The 25,080-nt window shown below is 71.7% G+C and carries 20 protein-coding genes; 8 read left to right on the top strand and 12 right to left on the bottom strand.

Annotation, left to right across the window (positions count from 1 at the left end; all coding sequences use genetic code 11):
* Positions 1–13: 13 nt before the first annotated feature.
* The 8 genes from AB0I18_RS19455 to AB0I18_RS19490 all read left to right on the top strand — a co-directional run bounded on the left by AB0I18_RS19455 (position 14) and on the right by AB0I18_RS19490 (position 9,657).
* Positions 14–778: an SDR family NAD(P)-dependent oxidoreductase gene (locus AB0I18_RS19455; protein WP_363106747.1), complete on the top strand. Its 765-nt coding sequence runs from the start codon at positions 14–16 to the stop codon at positions 776–778.
* A 122-nt stretch (positions 779–900) separates the two neighbouring features.
* Entirely contained in the window at positions 901–1,746 is an 846-nt protein-coding gene (locus AB0I18_RS19460) for an SDR family oxidoreductase (RefSeq protein ID WP_363106748.1), read from the top strand.
* 13 nt (positions 1,747–1,759) lie between these two features.
* A complete protein-coding gene (locus AB0I18_RS19465; protein ID WP_363106749.1) occupies positions 1,760–2,242 on the top strand; it encodes a nitroreductase family deazaflavin-dependent oxidoreductase in 483 nt (160 codons plus the stop codon).
* 197 nt (positions 2,243–2,439) lie between these two features.
* Complete coding sequence (locus AB0I18_RS19470; RefSeq protein WP_363106750.1) at positions 2,440–3,420, top strand: aldo/keto reductase; 981 nt, start codon at positions 2,440–2,442, stop codon at positions 3,418–3,420.
* Positions 3,421–3,448: 28 nt separating this feature from the next.
* Positions 3,449–3,991: an NAD(P)H-dependent oxidoreductase gene (locus AB0I18_RS19475; RefSeq protein WP_363106751.1), complete on the top strand. Its 543-nt coding sequence runs from the start codon at positions 3,449–3,451 to the stop codon at positions 3,989–3,991.
* A gap of 186 nt (positions 3,992–4,177) precedes the next feature.
* Positions 4,178–5,074: a S1 family peptidase gene (locus tag AB0I18_RS19480; RefSeq protein WP_363106752.1), complete on the top strand. Its 897-nt coding sequence runs from the start codon at positions 4,178–4,180 to the stop codon at positions 5,072–5,074.
* A 188-nt stretch (positions 5,075–5,262) separates the two neighbouring features.
* Entirely contained in the window at positions 5,263–7,713 is a 2,451-nt protein-coding gene (gene pepN, locus AB0I18_RS19485) for an aminopeptidase N (protein WP_363106753.1), read from the top strand.
* 231 nt (positions 7,714–7,944) lie between these two features.
* Positions 7,945–9,657, top strand: coding sequence for a family 43 glycosylhydrolase (locus AB0I18_RS19490; RefSeq protein ID WP_363106754.1), 1,713 nt, complete (start codon positions 7,945–7,947; stop codon positions 9,655–9,657).
* 28 nt (positions 9,658–9,685) lie between these two features.
* Here AB0I18_RS19490 and AB0I18_RS19495 read toward each other — a convergent pair whose 3' ends face one another.
* From AB0I18_RS19495 to AB0I18_RS19550, 12 genes are all read right to left on the bottom strand, one after another.
* Positions 9,686–10,996, bottom strand: a complete 1,311-nt coding sequence (locus AB0I18_RS19495; RefSeq protein ID WP_363106755.1) for an alpha-glucoside ABC transporter substrate-binding protein — start codon at positions 10,994–10,996, stop codon at positions 9,686–9,688.
* Positions 10,993–12,225 (bottom strand): hypothetical protein, encoded by a 1,233-nt coding sequence (locus AB0I18_RS19500; protein ID WP_363106756.1) that lies wholly within the window; start codon positions 12,223–12,225, stop codon positions 10,993–10,995. Before AB0I18_RS19500 ends, AB0I18_RS19495 begins: the two co-directional genes overlap by 4 nt.
* A gap of 71 nt (positions 12,226–12,296) precedes the next feature.
* Entirely contained in the window at positions 12,297–14,684 is a 2,388-nt protein-coding gene (locus AB0I18_RS19505) for a tetratricopeptide repeat protein (protein WP_363106757.1), read from the bottom strand.
* Between the two features lie 128 nt (positions 14,685–14,812).
* Positions 14,813–15,448: an ATP/GTP-binding protein gene (locus AB0I18_RS19510; RefSeq protein ID WP_363106758.1), complete on the bottom strand. Its 636-nt coding sequence runs from the start codon at positions 15,446–15,448 to the stop codon at positions 14,813–14,815.
* Complete coding sequence (locus AB0I18_RS19515; RefSeq protein WP_363106759.1) at positions 15,435–15,791, bottom strand: DUF742 domain-containing protein; 357 nt, start codon at positions 15,789–15,791, stop codon at positions 15,435–15,437. Before AB0I18_RS19515 ends, AB0I18_RS19510 begins: the two co-directional genes overlap by 14 nt.
* A gap of 1 nt (position 15,792) precedes the next feature.
* Positions 15,793–16,221 (bottom strand): roadblock/LC7 domain-containing protein, encoded by a 429-nt coding sequence (locus AB0I18_RS19520; protein ID WP_363106760.1) that lies wholly within the window; start codon positions 16,219–16,221, stop codon positions 15,793–15,795.
* Between the two features lie 11 nt (positions 16,222–16,232).
* Positions 16,233–18,722, bottom strand: coding sequence for a nitrate- and nitrite sensing domain-containing protein (locus tag AB0I18_RS19525; RefSeq protein WP_363106761.1), 2,490 nt, complete (start codon positions 18,720–18,722; stop codon positions 16,233–16,235).
* Positions 18,723–18,974: 252 nt separating this feature from the next.
* Complete coding sequence (locus tag AB0I18_RS19530) at positions 18,975–19,997, bottom strand: substrate-binding domain-containing protein (protein WP_363106762.1); 1,023 nt, start codon at positions 19,995–19,997, stop codon at positions 18,975–18,977.
* A 205-nt stretch (positions 19,998–20,202) separates the two neighbouring features.
* Positions 20,203–21,228 (bottom strand): ROK family protein, encoded by a 1,026-nt coding sequence (locus AB0I18_RS19535; protein WP_363106798.1) that lies wholly within the window; start codon positions 21,226–21,228, stop codon positions 20,203–20,205.
* Positions 21,229–21,260: 32 nt separating this feature from the next.
* Positions 21,261–23,216 (bottom strand): ABC transporter ATP-binding protein, encoded by a 1,956-nt coding sequence (locus tag AB0I18_RS19540; RefSeq protein WP_363106763.1) that lies wholly within the window; start codon positions 23,214–23,216, stop codon positions 21,261–21,263.
* Positions 23,213–24,097 (bottom strand): ABC transporter permease, encoded by an 885-nt coding sequence (locus AB0I18_RS19545; protein ID WP_363106764.1) that lies wholly within the window; start codon positions 24,095–24,097, stop codon positions 23,213–23,215. The genes AB0I18_RS19540 and AB0I18_RS19545 overlap by 4 nt, the downstream gene beginning before the upstream one ends.
* Entirely contained in the window at positions 24,094–25,053 is a 960-nt protein-coding gene (locus AB0I18_RS19550) for an ABC transporter permease (protein WP_363106765.1), read from the bottom strand. Before AB0I18_RS19550 ends, AB0I18_RS19545 begins: the two co-directional genes overlap by 4 nt.
* Positions 25,054–25,080 lie beyond the last annotated feature (27 nt).

Below are 25,080 nucleotides of genomic sequence, written 5' to 3' on the forward strand. Positions count from 1 at the left end.
ACAGGACACCCCCATGGCATCGACACTGACTGGCACTGTCGCTCTCGTCACCGGCGCGAGCAGCGGGATCGGCGAGGCCACCGCCCGCCAACTCGCCGAACTCGGCGCGTCCGTGGCCCTGGTGGCCCGCCGCAAGGACCGGCTGGACGCACTCGCCGCCGACATCGAGAAGGCCGGCGGCACCGCGCTGGCGGTGGAGGCCGACATCACCGACCGCTCCCAGGCCGAGGCCGCGATCGAGCGGACCGTCGAGCACTTCGGGCGGCTGGACACGCTGGTCAACAACGCCGGTCTGATGCTGCTGGGCCCCGTCGTCAGTGCGGACGCGGAGGAGTGGGAGCGCATGATCGCCGTCAACGTGCAGGGCCTGCTCTACACCACCCGCGCCGCCCTCCCGCACCTGCTCAAGGCCGCCGAGGACGGTACGCGCCGGGTCGCCGACATCGTCAACATCAGCTCCATCGCGGGCCGCGTGGCCTGGAACGGGTACGGCGTCTACAACCTCACCAAGTTCGGGGTGAACGGCTTCACGGAGTCCCTGCGCCAGGAGGTCACCCAGCGGCACGTCCGCGTCGGTGTCCTGGAGCCGGGCGGTGTGAACACCGAACTGGGCTCGCACAACAAGCCCGAGATCCACGGCGAGATGATCCAGCCCTTCCTCGACACGACCGAGATCCTCGCCCCCGAGGACATCGCCGACGGCGTCACCTACATGGTCACCCGGCCCCGGCATGCCTCCATCGGCGAACTGTGGATCATGCCCACCGACCAAGCCTGACAGCCGTCCGGCCCGGTCGACCCGCCCGGCCCTTCTCCGCCCGCTCGGCCGCCGGGAGGGCACGGCGACGCATCACCACCCCACACCAGATGCCGGATGAACGGCGCCTGAAAGGAACCCCCATGAGCAAGGTCATTTTCGTCACCGGTGCCGGACGCGGTCTGGGCACGGACATCGCCCGCGAGGCCCTGGCCGCCGGGCACCGGGTCGTCGCCACCGGCCGCCGCCCCGAGGAGGTCGAGAAGACCCTGGGCGGACCGCAGGACAACCTGCTGGTCACGAAACTGGACGTCACCAGCCTGGAGGACGCCCAGGCCGCCGCGCGGGCCGCGGTCGACCGGTTCGGCCGCATCGACGTCCTGGTCAACAATGCCGGGAACCTCTTCACCGGCTACTTCGAGGAGATCTCGCCCGCGCAGATGCGCCGGCAGTTCGAGACGAACCTCTTCGGCCCGATGAACGTCACCCGCGTCGTCCTGCCGGTCATGCGTCGGCAGCGCGCCGGGCACGTCATCACCATCACCTCGACGGCCGGCCTGGTCGGCATGGAGTTCACCTCCGCGTACGCCGCCTCCAAGTTCGCGGAGGAGGGGTGGATGGAGTCGCTGCGCTACGACGTCGAGCCGTACAACATCCACACCACGGTCGTGGAGCCCGGCTACTTCCGCACCGAACTGCTGGTGGACGGGTCCACCATCTGGCCCGAGCTGTCCATCGACGACTACGCCGAGCGGACCGCCCCGCGGATCGAGGGCATGAAGAGCATGAACGGCAAGCAGCCCGGCGACCCCGCCAAGCTCGCCCGCGCCCTGCTCACCATCGCCGGCCAGGACAAGCCGCTGCAGCGCTTCGTCGCCGGCTCCGACGCCATCGAGGCCGCCGAGGCCAAGGCGAAGGAACTCCTCACCCAGGCCGAAGCCTCCCGCGAACTGGGCGCCGACCTGGCCTACGACGACACCCACGCCTGAGAGGGACGGCAGCATGCCACTGACAGGCGAGTACGAGCCGAGCACGGCGCAGTTCGTACGGGACCATGTGGAGCTGTACGAAAGCTCCGGCGGTACGCAAGGGACGACGCTGGGTGTCCTGGTCACCCGGGAAGAGGACGAGGCACTGGGCAACGTGCCCGTTGTCGTCCTGACCACCCTGGGCGCGAAGAGCGGCAAGATCCGCAAGTCCCCGCTCATCCGGGTGGGGCACGACGGCTCCTACGCCGTGGTCGCCTCCGCAGGTGGAGCCCCCAAGCACCCGGTCTGGTACCACAACGCGGTGGCCGACCCTCGGGTGGAGCTGCAGGACGGCCCGGTGCGCCAGGACATGCTGGCCCGCGAGGTGACCGGGGACGAGAAGGCCGTGTGGTGGGCCCGAGCCGTCGAGGCCTTCCCTGACTACGCCGAGTACCAGAAGAACACGGACCGTGAGATCCCGGTCCTCGTCCTGGAGCCGGCGGCCCAGGAGCACTGACCCGGCCCAGCCGGTTCAGCCCACCGGTCCCCGCCAGCCGTCACTGGCAACACCGGCCTGGCCTACGACGGCCCCGCGCCCCGAGCAATACACCCCACACCTCACACCCCACACCCCACGGTCCGCCGACTGGCGGCACACCGCACTCATCGCGGCCACTGACCGGCCTTGACGACCGGCACGACAAGGAGCATCTGATGAAGCACATATCACTGGGCGGGCTCGATGTCTCGCGTATCGGTCTGGGCGCCATGACCATGGCCGGTACCTACACCACCGGCGGCGGGCTCGATGACGCCGAGTCGATCCGCACCATCCACCGGGCGCTGGACCTGGGGGTCACCCACATCGACACCGCCGAGATCTACGGCCCCTTCCACAGCGAGGAGATCGTCGGCAAGGCGATCAAGGGCCGCCGTGAGGACGTCGTGGTGGCGACGAAGTTCGGTCTGGTCTCCCACTCCGGTGGCGGCCCCGGCGTCATCGACAGCAGCCCCGGCAACGTGAAGACGGCAGTCGAAGGCTCGCTCAAGCGGCTCGGTACCGACCACATCGACCTCTACTACCAGCACCGCGTCGACCCCGACACACCCATTGAGGAGACCGTCGGCGCGCTGGCCGAGCTGGTCGCCGAGGGCAAGGTGCGCCGCATCGGACTCTCCGAGGCCGGCCCCGAGACGATCCGCCGGGCCCACGCCGTGCATCCGGTGGCCGCGCTGCAGACCGAGTACTCGCTGTGGACCCGCGACGTCGAGGCCGACATCCTCCCGCTGCTGCGCGAGCTCGGCATCGGGTTCGTGCCCTACTCGCCGCTCGGCCACGGCCTGCTCACCGGGCAGATCCGCACCGTCGACGACTTCACCGACGACGACTGGCGCAAGACCAACCCCCGCTTCACCGGCGACAACTTCCAGCGCAACCTGCGCATCGTCGACGAAGTGCGGGCCATCGGCGCCGAGATCGGCGCCACCCCGGCCCAGACCGCGCTGGCGTGGCTGCTGACCCGCGGCGACGACATCGCCCCCATCCCCGGCACCCGCCGGGTCACGCGCGTCGAGGAGAACACCGCCGCCGACGGCATCGAACTCACCACAGCGCAGCTCGACCGCCTGAACAACCTCACACCCGCCGTCGGCGAACGCCACGACGAGGCCAACATGGCCAGCATCGACCACTGATCACTGATCACTGAAAGGGCTTCTCATCATGTCCAAGGTTCTTCTTGTCATAGGCCACCCCGACCTGTCCCGGTCGAGGGCCAACGCGGCGCTCGTGGACGCCGTCCGCGATCTGGCCCATGTCACCGTGCACGACCTCTACGCCACCTACCCCGACTTCCGGATCGACGTCGCCGCAGAGCAGGCGCTGCTGGCCGAACACGATGTGATCGTCTTTCAGCACCCGGTGTTCTGGTACAACACCACCCCGCTGTTCAAGCAGTGGCAGGACAAGGTCTTCACCCTCGGCTGGGCCTTCACCATGGACGGCTCCGCCTCGCAGTTGGCCGCCAAGAAGGCCGTCGTCGCCGTCACCACCGGTGTCCCCGCCGATCACTACACTCCCGAAGGCTCGAACCAGGCCACCATCGAGACCCTCCTCAGCAGCTGGCACGCGACCCTGCGGCTGTGCCAGTTCGACATCCAGCAGCCGATGGTCAAGGTGTACGGCACCGCCTTCGGCCTCTCCGACGAGGACCTGGCCACCGCCGCCAAGCAGTACAACGAACTGCTCGCCTCCTACGCAGCCTGACGCGCTCTCACCACCGCGGCCGGAGATGGCCTACCCCCGGCGGGCGCGGCTGGGGACAATGAGGCGCTGGGCGGCTTTCACCGGGTCAGCGCGTACTCACCAGCATCACGGCACGGAAGCACGGCCCGCCCGGAGACCCGTCGGGCGTGGCGAACCTGACCGACCGTCTTCAGGGAGATCTGGGTGATGAGAGCACGCCGTACCACCAGCAGACGTTCTCGGCTGACCGCCTCGGTGATGAGCATGCTCGTCGTGGCCGCCCTGGCGGTGTCCGGCACCAACGCGGCCGCGGCGCCCACGGTTGCCGCCCCGCCATCCGCCGCCTCGGTGTCCGGGGCGGCCTCGGCCATCGAATCCCTGGGGATCGCCGGGACGACCTGGGCCGTGGACGAGCGGACCGGGCAGCTGCGGGTTCTCGCCGACTCCACGGTCACGGACGCCGACCTGGCCAGGCTCCGCCGGGCCGCCGGGCAGTTCACCGGGGCCATGACCCTCGAACGGCTCGACGGCCGACTGCGCACCCTCCTGTCGGGGGGCGACGGCATCTACGCCTCCGGTTGGCGCTGCTCGGCGGGGGTCAACGTGCAAAGCGGCTCCACGTACTACTTCGTCACCGCCGGCCACTGCACCGACGGCGCCCCCACCTGGTACACCAGTTCCGCCATGGCGACCATGATCGGCCCCACCAGTGGTACGAGCTTCCCCGGCAACGATTTCGGCATCGTCCGGTACTCCAACCCGGCCGTGCCGCATCCCGGAACCATCGGAACCGTCGATGTCACCGGGACCGCGGCCGCCTACGTCGGCCAGAGCGTCTGCCGTCGGGGAGCGACCACAGGGGTCCGATGCGGCGTGGTCACCGCGCTCAACGCGACCGTCAACTACGGGGGCGGGACCATCGTCTACGGCCTGATCCGGACCAGCATCTGCGCCGAGCCGGGCGACAGCGGCGGCCCGCTCTACGCGGGCGACAAGGTCATCGGCATCCTCTCCGGCGGCTCCGGGAACTGCACCTCGGGAGGGACCACCTACTACCAGCCGATCCAAGAGGCGCTGAACGCCTACGGCCTGTCCGTCTACTGAGGACTCGTGGGCAACCGGACTCAGGTTCAGATCCTGTCGTCCCGACGGGCTTCACCACATCCATGAGGGCCGGGCTCGTCAAGGGCAGACGCGAGCCCGGCCCGGCGTGTTCGGCAGGCCGAAAACCCCTGCGCCCTCCGCCGCCCTCCGGCATACGCTGACGCCCGCTGTCTGCCGACGGAGGACGTATGGAGATCCGGAGCCTGACCCGTACCGAAGCGGAGCGCCGGGCCGCTCTGTTGACGGTCGAGCGGTACGACGTGGACGTCGACCTCACCGGGCTGACCGACGGGCCGGAGGTGCGGTGTGTGTCCACCGTGACCTTCAGGTGTCACGAGCCGGGTGCGGGGACCTTCGTGGACTGCGCGGCGCAGGTGGTGAGCGCCACGCTGAACGGCGGCCCGCTCACCCCCGCCGGGGACGGCCGGATACCCCTCCCCGCCCTCGCCGGGCACAACGTGCTGCGCGTGGAGAGCGTCCAGGCCGACACGACCACGGGTCAGGGCGTGCACAAGGTGACCGACCCCGCGGACGGCGAGGTCTATGTGTGGATGAGCTTCGAACCGGACGAGGCCCGGTTCGTCTGGGCCTGTTTCGACCAGCCCGACCTCAAGGCCCCGCACGCCTTCACCGTCACGGCCCCGACAGCGTGGACCGTCACCGGCAACTCCGGTGACGCGCGCGTCGAGGAGCTGGACTCGGCCCGCCGCTGGACCTTCCCGGACACCCCGCCCCTGTCCGTGTACAACACCGTCATCAACGCGGGGCCCTTCCACGAGATCCGCCGCGAGGCCGACGGCCACGACCTCGGCCTCTACGCCCGCCGCTCCCTCGCTCCGATCCTCGACCGCGACGCCGACGAGATCTTCACCCTCACCCGCCAGGGCCTCGCCTTCTTCGGCGAGGCCTTCGCGATGCCGTTCCCGCAGCGCGGGTACGACCAGGTGTTCATGCCCGAGTTCGGCGGGGCGATGGAGAACTACGGCTGCGTGACCTGGTCGGACGGGTTCCTGCGGCGGGCCGCGCCGACGCCCGCCGAGAGCGAGCTGCTCGCCAAGGTGCTGCTGCACGAGATGGCGCACATGTGGTTCGGCAACATCGTCACCATGCGCTGGTGGGACGACCTCTGGCTGAACGAGGCGTTCGCGGAGTTCGCCTGCCACTGGGCCGCCGAGCGCGCCACCCGGTACACCGACGCGTGGGCCGGTCACCTGGCCGACGAGAAGCTCAAGGCGTACCTCTCCGACCAGGGTCCTGTCTCGCACCCGATCCACCAGCCCATCCACGACGTCGCCCAGGCCGCGTCGATCTTCGACAACATCACCTATCCCAAGGGCGCCTCCGTCCTCCAGCAGCTCATGACGTATGTCGGCGAAGAGCGCTTCAGGGCCGGGATGACCGCCTACTTCGCCCGCCACGCGTGGGGCAGCGCCACGCTCCAGGACCTGATGGACGCCCTCTCCGAGGCCAGTGGCCGCGACCTGGACGCCTGGCGCACGGCCTGGCTCGCCACGGCGGGCACCGACCGTTTCTCGCTGGAACGCGACGGCGACACCGTCACGCTGGTGGCCGCCGACGCCCCGCGCCCGCAGGTGCTGGCGGTGGGCGCGTACGGCAGGAACGGCGAAGCCGGCGGAGCCCTGGAGCGCAGGGCGCTGGTACGTGTCGAGGTGACGCGGACCCGCACTCCGGTCACCGGCCTCCCGCCCGAGGCGGACATCGACGTCCTGCTGATCAACGACGAGGACCTGACCTTCGCCACGACCCGCCCCGACCCCAAGACCAGGAACGCCTTCTTCCGCGCGGCGGCGGAACTGCCCACGGCCATCTCCCGGGGCGTGGCCACGGCAACCGTGTGGGACATGCTCACCACCGGCGAGGCCACGGCGGCGGAAGCCGGGCGGTGCATCACGGCGGTCCTGACGGCCGAGACGTCCGACGCCGTGATCGAGCCGTATCTGACCCTCGCCGCGAACATCGCCGAACTGTGGGCGCCGTACGGCGAGCGCGCCGGGCTGACGGCGGCGGTGGCGACCGCCTGTCGACGCCTCGCCGCGGATCCGGGCCGCCACCGGGTCGCCCTGCGCGGCCTGGCCCGCACCGCGACGAACCCGGACGACCTGGCCTGGCTCCGCGAACAGGCGGGCGACGACGTGGACCTGCGCTGGCGCGCACTGGTCCGGGAGGCGGAGCTGGGCGGGGACGTGTCGTCCGAGGCCGCCCTCCTGCTGGCACGCGACCCGGACCCCGACGCCTGGGTCCGCGCACTCACCGTACGGGCCGCACTGCCGGACCCCGCCGCGAAGGCGGAGGTCTGGCAGAAGCTGGCGGAGGACCGCGCGGTTCCCGTCAGCTCGGTCGGCCAGGTCGCGGCGGCCTTCTGGCGCCCTGCCCAGGATGCGCTGCTGGCGCCCTACACCCAGCGCTATCTGGACCTGGTCCCGGACCTGCACCGAGGCGGAATGATCCCGGCGATGGTCTTCGCGGGCCATCTCTTCCCACCGCATGCCGTCGACTCCGCCTACGTCGAAAAGGCTCAGCACGTGTCCCACGAGGCGGCCCCGGTGGTCCGCAGCACCCTCCTGGAGCGCTCGGACGCGGTAAGGCGAATGCTCCGCTCCCGAACCCGGACGGCCTGACGGGAAGCAGGCCCCGGCCCTTGCCGGAGCGAGCCGGCTCACACGCTGTCACAGCCTCGTGATCGGCGGCGGATACACCGGCGGCACGGTCAGCTACGACTACCTGGTCTACGCGGTGGGCAGTGGCAGCGCGGAACCGTCGCGCACGTTGCTCGCGAACGTATTCGACACTACGGTCCGCAATGATCATCCGGCGCACGCCGGAGCGGGCGGCGGACGAGGGAAGAGCACATGCGAGAGCAGTCGGCAGGCGTCATCCGCAATCCGGTCCTGGCCGGCTCGCACCCCGATCCGTCCGTCCTGCGGGTGGGTCCTGACTTCTATCTGGCGACGTCGACCTTCGAGTGGTACCCGGGTGTGCGGCTGCACCACTCCACGGACCTGGTGCACTGGCGGACCCTCGGCGGGGCCCTCGACAGCACGCGGCTGCTGGACCTGACGGGGTGTCCGGACTCCGGCGGTGTGTGGGCGCCCAACCTCAGTTACGCGGACGGCCTGTTCCACCTCCTCCACAGCAACGTGTCCACCTACACGGGAGGCTTCACCGACAACCCCAACTACCTGGTCACGGCCCCCTCGGTCCAAGGCCCCTGGTCGGAGCCGGTGTTGTTGCACGCCCGTGGCTTCGACGCGTCCCTGTTCCACGACGGTGCGGACAGCTGGATGCTGAACATCGTCCACGACTGGCGTCCCGGACACGGTGGTTCCGCCGGCCTGGAGGCGCGGCGCTACGACCGCGCCGCGGGCCGCCTGACCGGCCAACCGGTCCCTGTCGTACTGCCACCGCAGGCCGGCTGGATCGAGGGCCCCAACCTCTACCGCCGCGGCGAGTGGTACTACCTGCTCACCGCGGACGGCGGCACGGGCTACGACCATCAGGTCACCGTCGCCCGCTCGCGCACCCTGACGGGACCTTACGAGCGTGATCCGCGGGGCCCGTTGATCACCGCCCGCGACCATCCGGACCTGCCGTTGCAGAAGGCCGGGCACGGCAGTCTGGTGGAGACCGAAGGCGGACAGTGGTACCTGGCCTACCTCGTCGCCCGGCCCCACGGACGACGAGGCCCGTGCGTGCTGGGCCGGGAGACGGCGCTGGCGCCCGTCACCTGGACCGCCGACGGATGGCCGCGTACCCCGACCGGTCTGCCGGCCCTGGAGGTCCCCGCCCCGGACATCACCGCGAAGACCGAGGACATGCCCTCCTGGACCGGCCCTGCGGACAGCAACGACGGTGACGACAGCAACGACAGTGATGACGGCAACGGCGGCGATGACGGTAACGACGGCGATGACATCGACGGAATCGAAGAAATCGACGGATTCGACCGGCCGACCCTGGGCCCCCACTGGTCGACCCTGCGGCGGCCTGCCGCACCCGACTGGGTCTCCCTCACCGAACGCCCCTCCCACCTGCGACTTCACGGCGGCCGGTCGCCGCAGAGCCTGATCGGGTCCAGCCTCGTGGCCCGCCGGATGACAGCGGCGCGCTCCTCGTTCGAGGCGACGATGGAGTACCGGCCCCGCGCCTTCCAGCAGCTGGCCGGGATCACCGCGTACTACAACACCGGCAACTGGTACTACCAGTACGTCACCGCGGACGACGACGGGCAGGCGGTCCTGCGTACCGCACGCTGCGACCGGGGCGTACTCGACGTCGACGAAGCCGGTCAGGAATCCCTCGGCGGGACCACCCGGCTCCGGCTCGGCCTGGACGTCGACGGGGCCGCGCTGAGTTTCCGCTTCGACACCGGTGACGGCTGGCGGCCGTTCGGTCCGCCCCTCGACGCGACGGTGCTGTCCGACGAGCACGCCGAACACATCGAGGACGGGCAGATCCGCTCCCTCGGCTTCACCGGCGCGTTTCTCGGCCTGTGGGCTTGGGATCTCACCGGGGGAGGCCTGCACGCGGACTTCGACGAGGTGGCGTATCGCGCCGGGCGGTGAGCGCGCACCGGTGCGTCGTTCCTGACCGTCAGCCGCCCGGGCTCGCGCAGATGTCCTCCGGTGGGCGGAACGAGCGGCCGTCCGTCGACTCCGCGTCCACCTGGGCGCGTACGGTCTCCAACTGCTGGAGCAGTGAGGTGAGATGCCGTTCCGTGGGGTCGCCGAAGAAGGAGAGGACCGCGCGGTGGAAGGCGTCCCGGAGTTCGGGCGGCAGCACGTCCGAGGCGTCGAAGCAGAGGGTGCGGGCGCGTGAGTTGAGTAGGGCGTCGATCTCCTGCTCGATGGGGGTCGCGGGCGCGGTGGGCGGCAGCCCGGTCGTGTTCGGGAACAGCGGGCGGACCGCCGGGTCGGCCGCCGCCCGCCAGCGCTCCCGGCCGGCCGGGCTCGACAGCCGCTCCACCAGTTCCTGGGCCGCCGGGTCGTCGCTGAAGACGGCGGCCATGTCGCCGGCGACCTCGTACGCGTCCCGGTATGCGGCCTGCCCGTCCAGGAACCGGGCGGACGGCTCCACACGGATGTCGTCGCCCGCGTACACGTACCGGATGAAGGCGTTCTGGTGTTCGTGCGTGCAGCCGCCGAAGCCGGGGGAGTTCAGCAGGCCGCGCGGTCCTTCGGGGCCTGACGTGCCCTCGTACGACGTGGTCAGGGACCGTTCGACGGACGCCTCGGAGCGGTCGCCGAGCAGCCGTGCCCAGGTCGTCCAGGCCCGTCGGACGGCCGGGTCGCGCCAGTCGAGGCGGCTCGTGGCCCACTCCGTGTAGAGGGCCGGGCCCGCCTGGTGGAGCAGGATGTCCTCGATCCAGTCGGTGCCGGGCCAGCCCGAGGTGGCCTGCGAGGCGAGCCCCACGCACCACGTCGGATCGTCGCCCGCGTCACTCGGGGTGTCCTCCTTGCTCCACACCAGGCTCTTCAGGTCGACCTTCAGCGGCACCCAGTACGTACGGCGCCTGCCGTCCACCAGCATCGTCGGCGCCCAGGGCGGATACGCGCGCTCGGCGGTCCGCTCGGCGAGGGGCTTGAGCTGGTCGCGGCGGGCGTACTCGGTGAGTTCGCCGATGCTGTTGAGGATCGCCACGTCCGGCGGGGCGTCCGCCTCCAGTTGTGAGACGAGTGTCTCGCGCAGCGAGCGGGTGCCTTCGTACGTGTACGTCCTGCCGGTTCCGTCGTCGAGTTGTCCGAGGGCGGCTTCGAAGGCCTCACCCTCCTTGCCGGTCCACGGGCCCAGGACGACGAGGGGGTCCGGGGTGTCCGACGTACAGCCGGGGACGAGGGCGAGCAGACAGGCCACGAGCAGGGCGCGCAGGGCGTGGCCCGCACGACGGCTCACGCGACGGTTCATGTGGCGGCTCCCGGGCGGGCGACCACGAGGTACTCGCGGCGGTAGGCGTGCAGGGCGCCGCCGACGAGACCGGCGGCGACCAGTCCCGCGGGGAACACGAAGGGGGCGATCCCGTCCAGGAAGGCGAGCCGCCCGTCGGCCAGACCGTCGTCGATCCGGTCGTCCAGCACCTCGATGGCCAGCGGGTCCGGGCCGTCGAAGGGGCGCTCCTCGGCGACCGTCTCCGTCTGGGGCGAGGTCCTCCTGCCGAGCGTGTCCGCCACGGGGACGGTCCCCGCCTGCGCGTGCTGCGCCAGCAGCGCGTCGGCCGTCAGGAGCGGTACGGCGAGCAGCGGCAGGGCGGCGGCCGCCAGCGGGATGCTGAGCCGGATGCGGAAGCGGCGGCGCAGGAAGGACACCGTCCGCCAGAGCCCGGCGGCGAGCAGCACGAGGGCGAGCCCGGAGACGACGGCCGCGGCGAGCACACCCCCGCCCCAGGCGGCCCGGTCCGCCAGCCGTTCGCGCAACTGCCGCTCAAGACCCGACACCCGGTCCACGATCGAGGTCGCGCCCGAGCCGGTCGTGGGCCGGCACGGCGGATAACGGTTCCCGCTGTCCGCGGCGGCGACCGGGGTCGAGCAGAGCATGCTGCGCGCGTACGTCAGCTCGGCGTCCCGCAGGACCGGGTCGGTGGCGTCTCCCTGGGCCCGGCCGATCCAGCCCGTGTAGTCCACGACCAGCGCGGACACCACGCGCAGTTCCTGCTCCTCGGCCACGGTCAGGGCCCCGCTGCGGGTGACCTGGTTGAGGCTCTGCGTCGCCCGCGCCACGCGGGTGCGGTAGCGCTCGCTGAGCCCGCTGAGTTCCGATGCCCGACCCTGCTCCAGGTTCTCCTCGGCCTCGCCCTGCGCGATGAACAGCGAGGCCCTGGCGTTCGCGAGACCGACCAGCGCGGGCGCCAGCCGGTCCCGCACATACGCCGAGTCGCCCCGCACGTCCGCGTAGGCCCAGCCGAACGCCCCGAAGGCCACGACGGCGAGCAACGGCAGCGCGACGAGCCGGTCCCGCAGATACCCGCGGTTTCGACGGCCGGTCGTCGACGGCCACGCGTAGCGCCAGACGCGGCGGGCGAGTTCGACGGTGACGGTGCGGGCGGCCCGGGCCGCCCGGGCGGCACGCGGCAGACGCGCGGGTGGCCGGGCACCCGTACTCCCGTTGGCGCCCGTGCTCCCGTTAGCACCTGTACCCACACCGGTATCCACATCCCCGTCGGCGCCCGCGTCCGCACCGCGGGCCGCCCGCCGTGGCCACCCGGCTCGCGTCACTCGCGGGCCGTCCGGGACGTCCTGGCTGTCCGGTCGGGGTTGCCCGGCGACACGTCCTGCGATGCGTTCTTCGGGGCATGCTTCCCGGGCGACGGTGTACGGGCGATCGTCCGGAGCCAGTTCGTGACTCTCTTTCCGAGCCATGGGCTGTCCCTGTGGTGTCGGAAGGCGAGCGGGCGGACCTCGTAGGCGCGGTCCAGCAGGGTCTCGGCGACGGCCGCGTCCTCGGGGGCGGCGGAACGGGCGGCCTGGTGGGCGAGGGCGAGGTAGAGGCGGGAGAGGTCCTTGCGGAGGCCGATCTCGTCGGACGGGAGGCCGAGCCGTGCGTCGGCGCCCGCGGCCAGCGCGGCCAGGCCCGCCGCGTCCAGCGGGCCCCGCGCGAGCGCGCCCCGCACGGCCTCCCACACCTCCGCCGTCATACGGACCCGGGCCTGCTCGTCCGTCAGCCCGTGCGCGTGGAACAGCCGGGACAGCCGCTCCAGCACCTCGCGGAGCCGCTCGGTCACCTCGTCAGGGCGCTCGGCGGTGCGCACATGCTCGACTCCGACCCGAACGGCCGCCGTACGCGCGGCAGTCCGGTGCCGCGAGTGCTGCGGCACCGCGTCCAGCGCCCGCACGGCGTCGTCCCGGGCCCGCTCGCCGCCCAGCGCGAGGCGCGCCCGCACCGCGCCGAACGCCGCGCTGCCCAGTGACGGGTTGCGCAGCCGCACCGCCTCGTAGAACGTCAGCGCCTCGTGCCACCGGTCCAGGCGCTCGGCGCAGTAGCCGAGCGCCAGCTTCGGTGCGTACTCGCCCGGAAGCGCCGCGAACACCCGGTCGAAGTGCCCCCGGGCGGCGGCCACTTGGTCCCCGGCCACTTGGTCCCGGCCGAGCGCGAGCAGCCCGCGGTGCCAGTCGAGCCGCCAGTCGTACGGGCCGTGCTCGGGCCCGATCAGCGCCTCGGCGGACCGCAACTCACGCTCGGCGGCCTCGGTTCCGCGCCCAGCCATCCTCAACCGCAGTCGGCAGCGCAGCAGATGGACCTCTACCGAGTCCCGCCAGTCCCCGGTGTGCTGCAGCAGTGCCTCCGGGGCGGCGTCGGCCAGCCGGCTCAGCTGCCCGTGGTGCTCGTCGTGCGGATCGGGCCGCGGGACGGGCAGCCGCTGCGCGACCTCGCGGGACGTGGGCGGCGCGTACGCCGTGGGGGCGTCCGGCGCGGCCCACCGGGCGAGGGGCGGCGCGGACCCGAGCGCCCCGTCGAGCGCGTAGGACGACTGGAGGAAGCGCGGCGACGGTTCGAAGGTCTCCGTGCCGGTCCGCAACGACCTCAACTCCCGGAACACACCCCGCAGTTGCTCCTCCATCTCCCGCGCGGTGGCGAATCGCCCGGCCCGCTCGGCCCGGGTCGCGCGGTGCAGCACACGGGCGAGCGACACGAGGCCGACTCCGCGGGGCGGGGGCGCCGTCATCAGGCGGGTCTCCGGGGAGGTGGGAGCGGCCGGGTCGTCCGGTGTGCCGAGCCGGGCGAGCATGTCCAGGGAGCCCAACTCCGCCAGGTCCGCCGGCGATTCGCCTAGACCGCTCAGCCGCCGCAGTGTCTCGCCCAGGCTGAACAGGTCGTCCTGGCCGGTGGATTCGCCGTTCGGGCCCACCGTCGGGGCGCGGAAACCCTCCGTGGTGTGGCCGGGGAGGCCGGCCGTACGGACGCTTCCCACGTCGATGATCTTCGTCGTGGTGCCGTCGTGCATGACGTTGTCCGGTTTGAGGTCGCCGTAGACCTTGCCCGGCCGGTCGGCGTGCAGATACCCGAGCGCGGACAGGACGCGTATCCCGTAGGCGAGGACGAACTCGTGGAAGCGGCCGCCGCCGAACTCGGCCGGGTTCACCCGGGCCCGCGCCCGCACCTCCTCCAGGGTGAGCCCGTCCACGTACTGCAGGACGAGGAAGTCCCCGACCTCGGGATGGTGTCCGTAGTTGAAGACGCGGATGATGTCGTCGTGGCTGAGGTCGACCAGGGCCCGCCGCTCCTGGGCCAGTGCGCCCGCCCCGGCCGCCGCCTGTTCCGGGTGCAGGATCTTGATGGCGACCTCGCGGTTGTCGACCTTGGTGTCGCGGGCGAGGTGGACCTCGCCCATTCCTCCGTAACCGAGTTGCCGGATCAGCCGGTACTGCCCCGAGAGGAGCTGGCCCTGCGGCAGCGGGAGCCCGGCCGGGTCGCCGCCGTGCGGCACCGCGCTCTCCGGCAGCGTGATCGTGGGCAGCAGGGTCGGGTCGGGATTCTCCTCGGGGAGCTCGACGTACGCGACCCGCAGGATCGGCGGCGGCGCGACGACGAGCGGCCCGAACGACCCGTCCGAGTCCGGCGGTTCACCGGACGCACCCCTCCTGCCCGAAGCCCCCTCCATGCCTCCCGAGGATAGAGGCGGCGGCCGGAATTGACCCCGCGCAGGTGGGGAGGTGATGTGTGCGAGTGCGAGTGGCCCGGGGGCATTCACCTCGCCGGAGACGGGACGGGCGTCGGCCGTCACTCATGTCAGCCGTGGTCCCGAGGGTGAGACCCGGGCCCGCCGTTCCCGTTGCGGTGGGCCGAGGAGGCGATCAACTGGTCGATCAGCGCGATCAGTACGTCCCGGCACGACTCGCGGTCCCGGGCGTCGCAGAGGAGGACGGGGGTGTGTTCCGGCAGCGCCAGTGCGTCACGGATCGCCTCGGGGGCGTACGGATGCTTCCCGTGGAAGCCGTTGACCCCGACGACGAACGGGATGTCCCGCCGCTCGAAGAAGTCGATCGCGGCGAAGCTGGACTCGGGCCTGCGGACGTCGATGAGGACCACCGCGCCCAGGGCGCCGATGGCGAGGTCGTTCCACATGAACCAGAACCGCTGCTGCCCGGGCGTGCCGAAGAGGTACAGCACCAGTTCCTGGCTGAGCGTGATCCGGCCGAAGTCCAGGGCCACGGTGGTGGCGTGCTTCTCCGGGATGCCGTTGAGGTCGTCGACGCCCAGGCCGGCCGAGGTCAGCGACTCCTCGGTGCGCAGCGGAACGATCTCGCTGACCGCCCCGACCATGGTCGTCTTGCCGACGCCGAATCCTCCGGCGATCAGGATCTTGACCGTGTCCGGTGCTTCGGGTGCCGAAATCCCCTGGATGACGGGGTCAGAGCCGGCCAAGGCCGTCCCTCACTTTCTGCAGCAGGTCCATGTCGGAGGTTCGGGAGATCTGGCGTGGTGCGTGGGCGGTGATCCGGCCCGCCTCCAGCAGGTCGCACAGCATGATGCAGACCACGCTCACCGGCAGGTCGAGCTGGGCCGCCAGCTCCGCCACCACGACCGGCTTCGCGCACAGCCGCAGAATCCGCGCGTGCTCGGGCTGCGACCGGGCGATCAGGGCGGGCTGCGGATCCACCGCGGTGACCGACGTGATGAGGGTGAAGTCGGCGCGGCTGGGCCGGGTCCGGCCGCCGGTCAGCGTGAACGGTCTTACCAGCCGTCCCGCCGCGTCGCCTCCGTTCACCTCACTCGCCGTTGTCGGTGGCGATGACGCCGGCGCGCGGGGCCGCACTGAGGTGCTCGCCGATCTTCTTCACCAGCATGTTCATCTGGTACGCGACCACGCCGACGTCCGCCCCCTGGCTGGTGAGTACGGCGAGATGGGCGCCGGGTCCTGCCGTGCTGAGGATCAGATAGCTGTTGGCCATCTCGATGAGCGCCTGGCGCACGGGGCCGCCGCGGAAGTCCATGCTGACGCCCTTGCTGAGGCTCATCAGACCGGACGCGGTCGCCGCCAGCCGCTCCGCGTCGTCGCGCAGGAACCCCGTGGACCTGCTGACGACCAGTCCGTCCTCGGAGAGCACGACGGCGTGGTTCACCTCGGCGACCCGTTCCACCAGTCCGGTGAGCAGCTGGTCGAGCTGGCTGTGCGTGGCGGGGATGGGGCGTGTCATTTCTCTGTCCTTCATGAGCGTTCTGCGGGCGGAGTCGAGGTGATGGATGCGCCTTCCGGTGCGGCTTCTTCCCCTTGGTCGTACGTCGTATCCGTGTCGTTGTCACGCGCCTGGAGCGTTCCGCGCTGGAAGCCGGAGAGCGAGGAGGCCGCGCGTTCCGCGGTGAAGTCCGCCGAGGAGTCGTCCGCCTCGGCGGGCCCGGAGTCCTCCCGCAGCTCGGCCGCCAGGCTGGTCTGCGGCACCCGTCGCGGCAGCGGAGTCAGCCCTCCACCGCTCTCGGCCTCGGTCGAACGGGCGGCCGCCCGGCGCCCGGCGGCACCCGAGTCGGGATGCGGCATGCCGACGGCGGAGGAGGAGGAGGCGGACCGGGGCGTGGCGGTGGCCGGGGACGCGTCGGCCGTCCGGGCCCGGGCCACCGGCTGCGCCTCGTGCGAACGCTCGTGGGTCTGCCGGTCCGGGGCCGAGGCGCCGCCGGCCGGGCTCTTCGCCGCCGCGGCCCCGACCGGCTCCGGCCGGGCCGACGCGTGCGCCGGGTCCGTGATCTCCGTGTCCGGGGACGGGGGTTCAAGCGGCTCCCGCACCACGATGTCGTGCGGGATCAGCACGATCGCCGTGGTCCCGCCGTACGGCGAGGAGCGCAGCGTGACGGCGATGCCGTGCCGGGTGGCGAGCCGGGCGATCACGAACATGCCGAGCCGCAGGTCGTCGGCGAGCGCCACCACGTCGAACTGCGGGGGCACCGCCAACTGGGCGTTGAACGACGTGTAGTCGTCCTCGGACATGCCGAGGCCGCGGTCCTCGATCTCGACCGCGAGACCCTTGGCCACCATCGCGGCCCGCACCCCGACCGGGCTGGGCGCGGGGGAGTACGCGGTCGCGTTGTCGATGAGCTCGGCCAGCAGGTGGATGACGTCCGCCACCGCGGGCGGGGTCAGGAACACCTCCTCGTCGGTGTGCACCTCCACCCGCTGGTACTCGGCGACCTCACCGACGGCACTGCGCAGGATGTCGATCAGCGCGACCGGTTCGGTCCAGCTGCGCCGCGGCTGCTCGCCGCTGATGATGACGAGGTTCTCCTCGTAGCGGCGCAACTGGCTGGCGGTGGAGTCGAGTTCGTACAGGCCCTTGAGGATGTCCGGGTCCTGGTGCGCGCGTTCCAGCGCGTCCAGCTTGGTGAGCTGGAGGTTGACCAGGTTCTGGCTCTGCCGGGCGATGCCCAGGATCACCTTCTGGAAGCCGCGTCTGGTGTCGGCGAGCTCCACCGCGGTGTGCACCGCCGTGCGCTGCGCGGCGTTGAACGCCTGTGCCACCTGGCCGAGTTCGTCCCGACCGTAGTCCAGCGGGGGCGTGGCCGACTCCACGTCGATCTTCTCGCCGCGGTCCAGACGCGCGACCACGTCGGGCAGCCGCTCCTCCGCCAGGCTGAGGGTGGCGATCCGCAGCCCGCGCAGCCGCCGGGAGAGGGAGCGGGTGATGCGCCAGGACATGACGACGCAGACCAGCAGGGCGACGAGGCCCGCGGCGCTCAGCGAGGCCGCCTTGACCAACAGGTCCTGCGCCTTGTCGTCGCTGCGTTCGAGCAGGGCGGTGGTCTGCTGGCGGATCAGTGTCGTGTACTGGTCCGACAGGCTGTCCATCGCGGTGACCCACTGCTTGCGCGCGTCCGGCAGGTCGATCCTCCGGTCGCTGGCGCCGCCCTTCCCCCGGGCCGCGAGCACCTGGTCCTCGACGGTCTCCAGGGCCTTCCACTCCGGCCCTTGGAGGATCCGCTCGGTCTGTGTCTTCACCGTGCCGTTCAGCGAGGGGACGAGCTGGTCCTGGACGAACCAGCGCCGCGCGTTCACCAACTGCGTGAAACGGCCCCACGACTCCTCGTCGACCCGCCCGGACGGCCAGGCGAGTTCGAGCTGGGCGTCCTCCTGGGAGACCAGCTCGGCCGCGTGCTCCAGCGCGACGAGCGGACCGGCCTGCGAGGTGAGATCCCCGTCGTCGACCTGGGAGAGCTCCTGGAAGGCGTGGACCTGATCGTCGATGATCGACGTGTACTGGTCTAGCACCTGCACTGCGGTGATGTCGGTGGGGTTGTCCACCTGCCCCCGGTAGTACTCCAGGCTGCCCACCGCGGCGATCACCGAGTACATCCGGTCGCTGATCCGCTCGGGGGCCTTCGCCACCGCGCCGGACTGGCCGACCAGCTTCGCGACCTCCACGTCAGTACGCTGCCGCTGCTCGTCCAGGGCCGCCCGGGAACTTCCCGGCGAGGCCAGCAGCATGGCCGACAGCCCGCGCTCCCGCTGGAGCGCGAGCGTCGCGTCGGTGCCCATGGCCCCGGTCGACTTGCTCAGCCCGGTCTGGTCCCGCAGCCGCAGGCCCTCGGAGAACATCTGCGTCGTCGTCAGACCCCACATGGCGGCGAGGGTGACGCTGGGAACCAGCGCCAGAAGGATCAGCGAGAGACGTATGGAGCCTAGACGGCGCCGGGGACCTGTCCGTGGAGACATCGTCGTCCTAGGGCGTTCAGCGAGCGGAAGGGGGCTGCGGGGAGGCGGGGGAGGGAGGTAACAGGGACGGTCGGTGGAGGTGGGGGCGCGGGACGGGCGCGGTGGGTGGCCGCGTGTCCGGTCCAGCACAGGGGGTGGCCAGGATGCTATCCGTACAAGTGACCGTACGCACCGTGAGTACCCGAAACCTTGGCGACGCCGTTACATGACGATGGCGTGCGCGTGGGGTTCGGGCCGTCGGAATCAGGGTGCTCAACGGGTTCCGTTCGCCGCGAACTCCGCGACAGCGGCGGCGTTCGTCTTCGTCACGAACGCCGGACCGGTGAGTACCGGGGCCTCTCCGCCGCCGCTGACGTTGCCGTTGGTCTTGTAGAGCCAGAGCGAGTCCACGGCGAGATAACCCTGCAGATAGGGCTGTTGGTCGACCGCGAACTGCACGTCTCCGCCCTGTACGGCCTTGACCAGGTCCTTGTTGAGGTCGAAGGTGGCGACCTCGGCCCCGCTGCCCGCCTCCTGCACGGACTTCACCGCCGCGAGCGCGAGCTGCGCCCCGTTCGTGACGACCTCGTCGATGGTCGGGTCCTGCCGGACCCGGGCCGTGATGGACTCGGTCGCCGCGTCGAGGTCGGAGCCGTTCACGTAGAGCATCTCGGTGTCGCCGCCGAACGCCTTCTTCACTCCGGCGCAGCGCGCCTCCAGGGCGACGTTGCCCCGCTCGTGGATGACACACAGGGCGTTCTCGGCGCCGAGGGTGTCCAGTCTGTCGCCGACGGCCCGGCCCGCCACGCTGTCGTCCTGGCCGAAGTACTCCAGCAGGCCGGCCGACTTCCAGGCGTCGATACCGGAGTTGAGCCCGACGACCGGGATGCCCGCCGCCTCGGCCTCGGCGACCGCGCCCTTCACCGCGTCCGGCTTGGCCAGGGTCACCGCGATGCCGTCGACCCGGTCGGCGACCGCATCCCGCACCAGGTCGGCCTGGTCCGTGGCATCGGGGTCGTTCGCGTACGTCAGCTCGATGCCGTCCTTGGCGGCCGCCGCCTGCGCGCCCCTCTGAACCAGCTCCCAGAACGCGTCGCCCGGGGCGCTGTGCGTGATCAGGGCGACCTTGAGCCGGGCGGTGCCCGCCCGGCCCGCCGGGCCGGCGTCGCCGTCCGGCTCCGGTCCGCCGGAATCGGAGCAGCCTGCCGTCAGCAGACAGGCGGCCGCGGTCGCGGAGGCCAGCGCCGTGCCGCGTCTGGATCCGGTGGAGACGTGCCGTATGGGGGTGGTGTTCATGGGGGTGCGGGCACCTCGCTGTGCGGCCGGCAAGCGGATGGAGAGCGTCAAGGAGCCATGACCGTCGGCGCGTTGTGGGCCGACTGTCTGGCTTCCGCTGGCCGGAGCCAATCGTGTGTGACGCCTGGTAGTCAAGTGAGCGCCGGAATGGCCGTCCGGATGGCCGGAGTTGTCGTATTCGATCTTGAGATGTGGTCGTGGGCGGTCAATGACTCCTGGTCGTGGCCGTGTTGCCGCCGTCCGGATGCGGACGGCGGGGCGTGAAGGGGTCCCGAGCGTCCTGCGAGTCCCGCGAGGCTCGTGTCTCCCTCGGCTCCCGCAACTCCGTTCGGGCGCGGGACGCGGCACCGATCGCGACCGCGGAGCCGCCGAGTCCGGCCCGTACGACCCGGATCGGGTGGCCGCTGACGGGAGGTTCGGCGGCGAGCACGGCCAGGATCGGCGGTTCGAGGAGGTCCCACGCTTCGCTGACACCGCCGCCGATCACGAAGGTGGTGATGTCCAGCAGGCCCGCCGTGACCAGGATCGCGCGGGCCACCGCCGCACCCGCGGCCTCGTACACGGCGAGTGCGTCCGGGTCGCCGAGGCGCGCCGCCTCGGCGACGGCGAGCGCGGTACGGGCCGTACGCGCGGTGTGGCTCCCCCCGGTCCGGTCGCCGTACCGCGCGCCGATCGAGCGGCCGGAGGCCAGTGTCTCCAGATGGCCGCGCCCGCCGCAGGTGCACGGGAGGTCGCCGAAGCCCGGCACATGGCCGATCTCGCCCGCCGCGCCGTGCGGGCCGTCGTACAGCGCGCCGTCCAGCCACAGGGCGCCGCCGACGCCGGTGCCGAGCGTCATGCCGAGCACGTGCGGTTCGCCCGCGACGGCTCCCTCGGCCACCTCGCCGCGGAGGAACGCGTTGACGTCGTTGTCGAGGAAGACCGGTACGCCGAGCTCTCCCGCCATCGTCGCCGTCACCTCGAAACCGGCCCAGTCGGTGAAGGAGTCGCTCGCCACGAGGATGCGCCCGGCGCGCGTGTCGACCAGGCCCGCCGCGCCGACTCCGGCCGCGAGCAGCCGGGCGGGTCCGCGCGCCAGCAGCAGCTCCAGCGCGTCGAGCGCGGCGCGGACCATGGCCGCGCCGCCCGCCGCCGCCGGGGTGGGCACCTCCAGGCCGTCCACGACGGCGAGTTCGGGCGTGCAGAGCACGACCTGCGTGGTCGTGCCGCCGATGTCGACACCGGCGAACACCTCGGGGACGGGTGGGCGCGGCGGGGGTGCGGTCACGCCCGGCCCTCCGTTCCGGCGGGTACGTCGGGTACGGCGACGGTGGCGGCCACGGCGTCGAGCGCGGCCCGGCGTTCCGCGCGCCGCAGGCGCTGGAGGACCGGGTCCGGCACGGGTACGGCGGCGATGAGGCGGCGGGTGTAGTCCGTCCCGGGGTGCAGGAGGGTCGTCGCGGTGGCGCCCTCCTCCTCGATGCGCCCGGCCCGCATGACCACCACGCGTTCCGCGAACCGCTGGACGACCGCGAGGTCGTGGGAGACGAACAGGCAGGCGAAGCCGAGTTCGTCCTGGAGCTCGGCGATCACCTCCAGGACCGTCCGCTGCACGCTCACGTCGAGCGCGCTCGTCGGCTCGTCGGCGACCAGCAGCCGCGGTTCGAGCACCAGCGCCCGGGCGAGACTCACCCGCTGACGCTGCCCGCCGGACAGCTCGCGCGGCCCGCGGCCCGCCAACTCCCTTGACAGTCGGACGAGTTCGAGCACCTCCGCGACCCGCTCCCGGCGTTCGGCCGCCGGCATTCCCCGGCGGTGGACGCGCAGCGGTTCGGCGACGCACTCCGCCACGCTCATCCGCGCGTCCAGCGAGGCCACCGGGTCCTGCAGGACCACACCGACGCCGGCCAGCAGCGCACGGCGCGCCCGCCCCCGGGCCTTCCCGAGGTCGGTGCCGAACAGCGCGACCGAGCCGGCGGTGGGCGCCACGAGCCCGAGCGCGACCCGGGCCGCGGTCGACTTTCCGGAGCCCGACTCGCCGACCAGGCCCAGGGTTTCGCCGGGCCGGACGGTGAGTGAGACGTCCTGGAGGGCCCGTACGGCACGACGCCGACTGCCGAAGTGCACGGAGACGCCGCGCAGTTCGACGACCGGGGCATCGGTGGGCGCGCCGCGGGTGGTGCTGGCTGCCAGGGCGTTGCGGCGAGGCTCGGCGGCTACGCGCTCAGGGGCGGTTTCGGCTGAGGTCACCGTGTCGGTGTCGGTGTCGGTGACGCCGGGCGGCGGCTCGGTTTCGCTCCCGGGCCGGGCAGTCGTCAGCCGCGGTTTCGCGTCGTTCGCGGGTCCCGCGATGGTCGGCCGAAGTCTGTCCTCGCCACCGGATTCGGCGTCGGATTCGGTGCCGGCAGGCTCCGGCTCGGCCCCGCTTCCCGCCTCGGCGACCGCCAGCCGCGGTACCGCCGCCAGCAGCCGCCGGGTGTACTCGTGCGTGGGCCGGAGCAGGACTTCCTCCACCGTGCCGGTCTCCACGATCTCCCCCTCCAGCATCACCGCGACGCGGTCGGCGAAGTCCGCCACCACCCCCATGTTGTGCGTGACCAGCAGAACGCCCGTACCGGAATCGGCCGCGAGCCCCCGCAGCAGGTCGAGGATCTCGGCCTGCACGGTGACGTCGAGGGCGGTGGTCGGCTCGTCCGCGATGAGCAGGCTCGGGGCGTTCGCGATGGCCATGGCGATGACGACCCGCTGCCGCTGCCCGCCGGACAGCTGGAAGGGGTACGCGGACGCCCGCCTGTCCGGCTCCGGAATGCCGACCCGGCGCAGCAGTTCGACGGCTTCCCGCGCGGCGTCGCGGGCCGGGACCGGCCGGTGGTTCCGTACGACCTCCGCGATCTGCGCCCCGATCCGGGTGAGCGGATCGAGAGCCGTGGCGGGCTCCTGGAACACCATCGACACCGTGCGCCCCCGCAAACCCGCCAGCTCGGACTCGGCGGCGCCGACGACGTCCGTACCGTCGACCGAGGCGCGGCCCGACGCACGCGCGTTCCCCGGCAGCAGCCCCATCGCGGCAAGCGCCACCGTCGATTTGCCGGAGCCTGACTCGCCGACCAGCGCCAGCGTCTCACCGGGGGAGACGTGGAGCGACACCCCGCGCACGGCGGGCACGTCACCCGTCTCGGTCGCAAACGTGACGTCCAGGTCAGCGATCTCCAGGATGCTCGTGCTCCTGTTCGTGCTCATGCCCTTCCCCTCACGTCGAAGGCGTCCCGCAGCCCGTCCCCGATCGCGTTGAACGCGCACACGACGAGGATGATCGCGAGACCCGGCGGAACGATCAGCCACCAGCGCCCGGAGTACGCGGCCGTGAGCCCGGCCGACAGCATCCCGCCCCAGTCGGTCGACGGCGGCTGCACACCGAGGCCGAGATAGGACACGTACGCGATGAGCAGGATCGCGTCGGCGACCTGGAACGTTGCCGCGACCACGATGGTCGAGACCGAGTTCGGCAGGATGTGCCGGAAGACCGCCCGGCCGTGCGTACCGCCGATCGCCCGCAGTGTCAGCACGTAGTCGCGGCTCTTCAGACTGAGCGTCTCCGCCCGGACGAGACGCGACGGCACCAGCCACGACACCAGGCCCAGGATGACGATCAGTCCGAGCGCGTCCGGGGTCGTGATCGCCGAGACGACGAGCAGGATGAACAGCGCCGGGATGGCGATCCCGGCGTCCACGACGCGCATCATGACCGCGTCGAGCCAGCCGCCCGCGTACCCGGCGACCGCGCCCCACAGCGTCCCGATGACGGTCGCGAGGAGGCCGGCCGCGAGACCGACGAGCAGCGACACCTTCCCGCCGTACATCAGCCGCCCCAGCTCGTCGTGCCCCACCGCGTCGGTGCCGAGCCAGTGCGCCCCGCTCGGCGCGAGGTTCACCTGGGTGAGGTCCGTATGGGTCTGGTCGGTCGAGTACAGCAGCGGTCCCACGAAGCAGAAGAGCAGGAAGAGCACGACGACCGCGAGGCCGGTCACCGCCAGCCTGTTCCGCGCGAACCGCCGCACGGAGAGGCGGTAGCCGGAGACCAACTCCCCTGTCACCGCCTGGGTTTGGAGTACGGCAGTCATGTCCGGCCCGCCTTCACACGAGGGTCGATGATCCGCTGGACGATGTCGGCCAGCAGCGTGCCGACGACGGTCGCGACGGAGATGACGAGCACGCAGCCGAGCAGCAGCGGATAGTCCGAGGACTGCGCGGCGCTCCAGAACAGCAGCCCCATCCCTGGGTAGTTGAAGAGCTGCTCGACCACGAGCGCGCCGCCGAAGAGCACGGGCACGTAGTAGCCGAGCATCGCGACGACGGGCGTGAGGGAGTTGCGGTAGACGTGCCGCCAGAGGATCGACCGCAGCCGGGAGCCGCCGGCCCGCGCGGTCCGTACGTAGTCCTCCTGGAGGTTCTCCAGCGTCGCCGCGCGCATGTACCGGCTGAACACGGCGACCATGGACGCCGCTCCGGCGACCACCGGCAGGACCAGCGCGTCGGGCTGCGCGAACACGTCCCCGAGCGAGTCACCCTGCGGTGCCTGGGAGGGGAACCAGGGGAGTACCTGGGTGAACACGAGGACGAGCACAAGTCCCAGGAAGTACACGGGAGTCGAGTATGCGACGAAGCTCAGCGTCGTGATGACGTAGTCCACCGGCCTGTTGCGCCGGACCGCCTGCCACATGCCGAGCGGGATGGCGAGCAGCAGCCCGACGAACGCCGAGAGCAGGGTCAGGACGAGCGTCTTCGGCAGGCGCTGCTCGATGAGCTCGGAGACCGCCGCGTTGAGCGTGTAGGAGGTGCCGAGATCGCCGTGCAACAGCGTGTTCAGGTAGTAGACGTACTGCACGGGGAGCGGCCGGTCGAGGCCCTGATCGTGGTTGAACGCGGCGATCTGCTCGGCCGTCGCCTGCGGGCCGAGGATCCCGCGTGCGGGACCCCCGGGCAGCGCGTGCAGCAGGCAGAAGACCACGACCGTCACGATGAGGATCACGACGAGGGCCTGGAGGACCCGTCGGGTCAAGTAGAGGAGGGTATCCATGAGTTGGGTCTCAGCCGGTCCTCAGCC

Origin of the sequence: Streptomyces sp. NPDC050704, from assembly GCF_040654355.1 — a bacterium.
Taxonomy (GTDB): domain Bacteria; phylum Actinomycetota; class Actinomycetes; order Streptomycetales; family Streptomycetaceae; genus Streptomyces.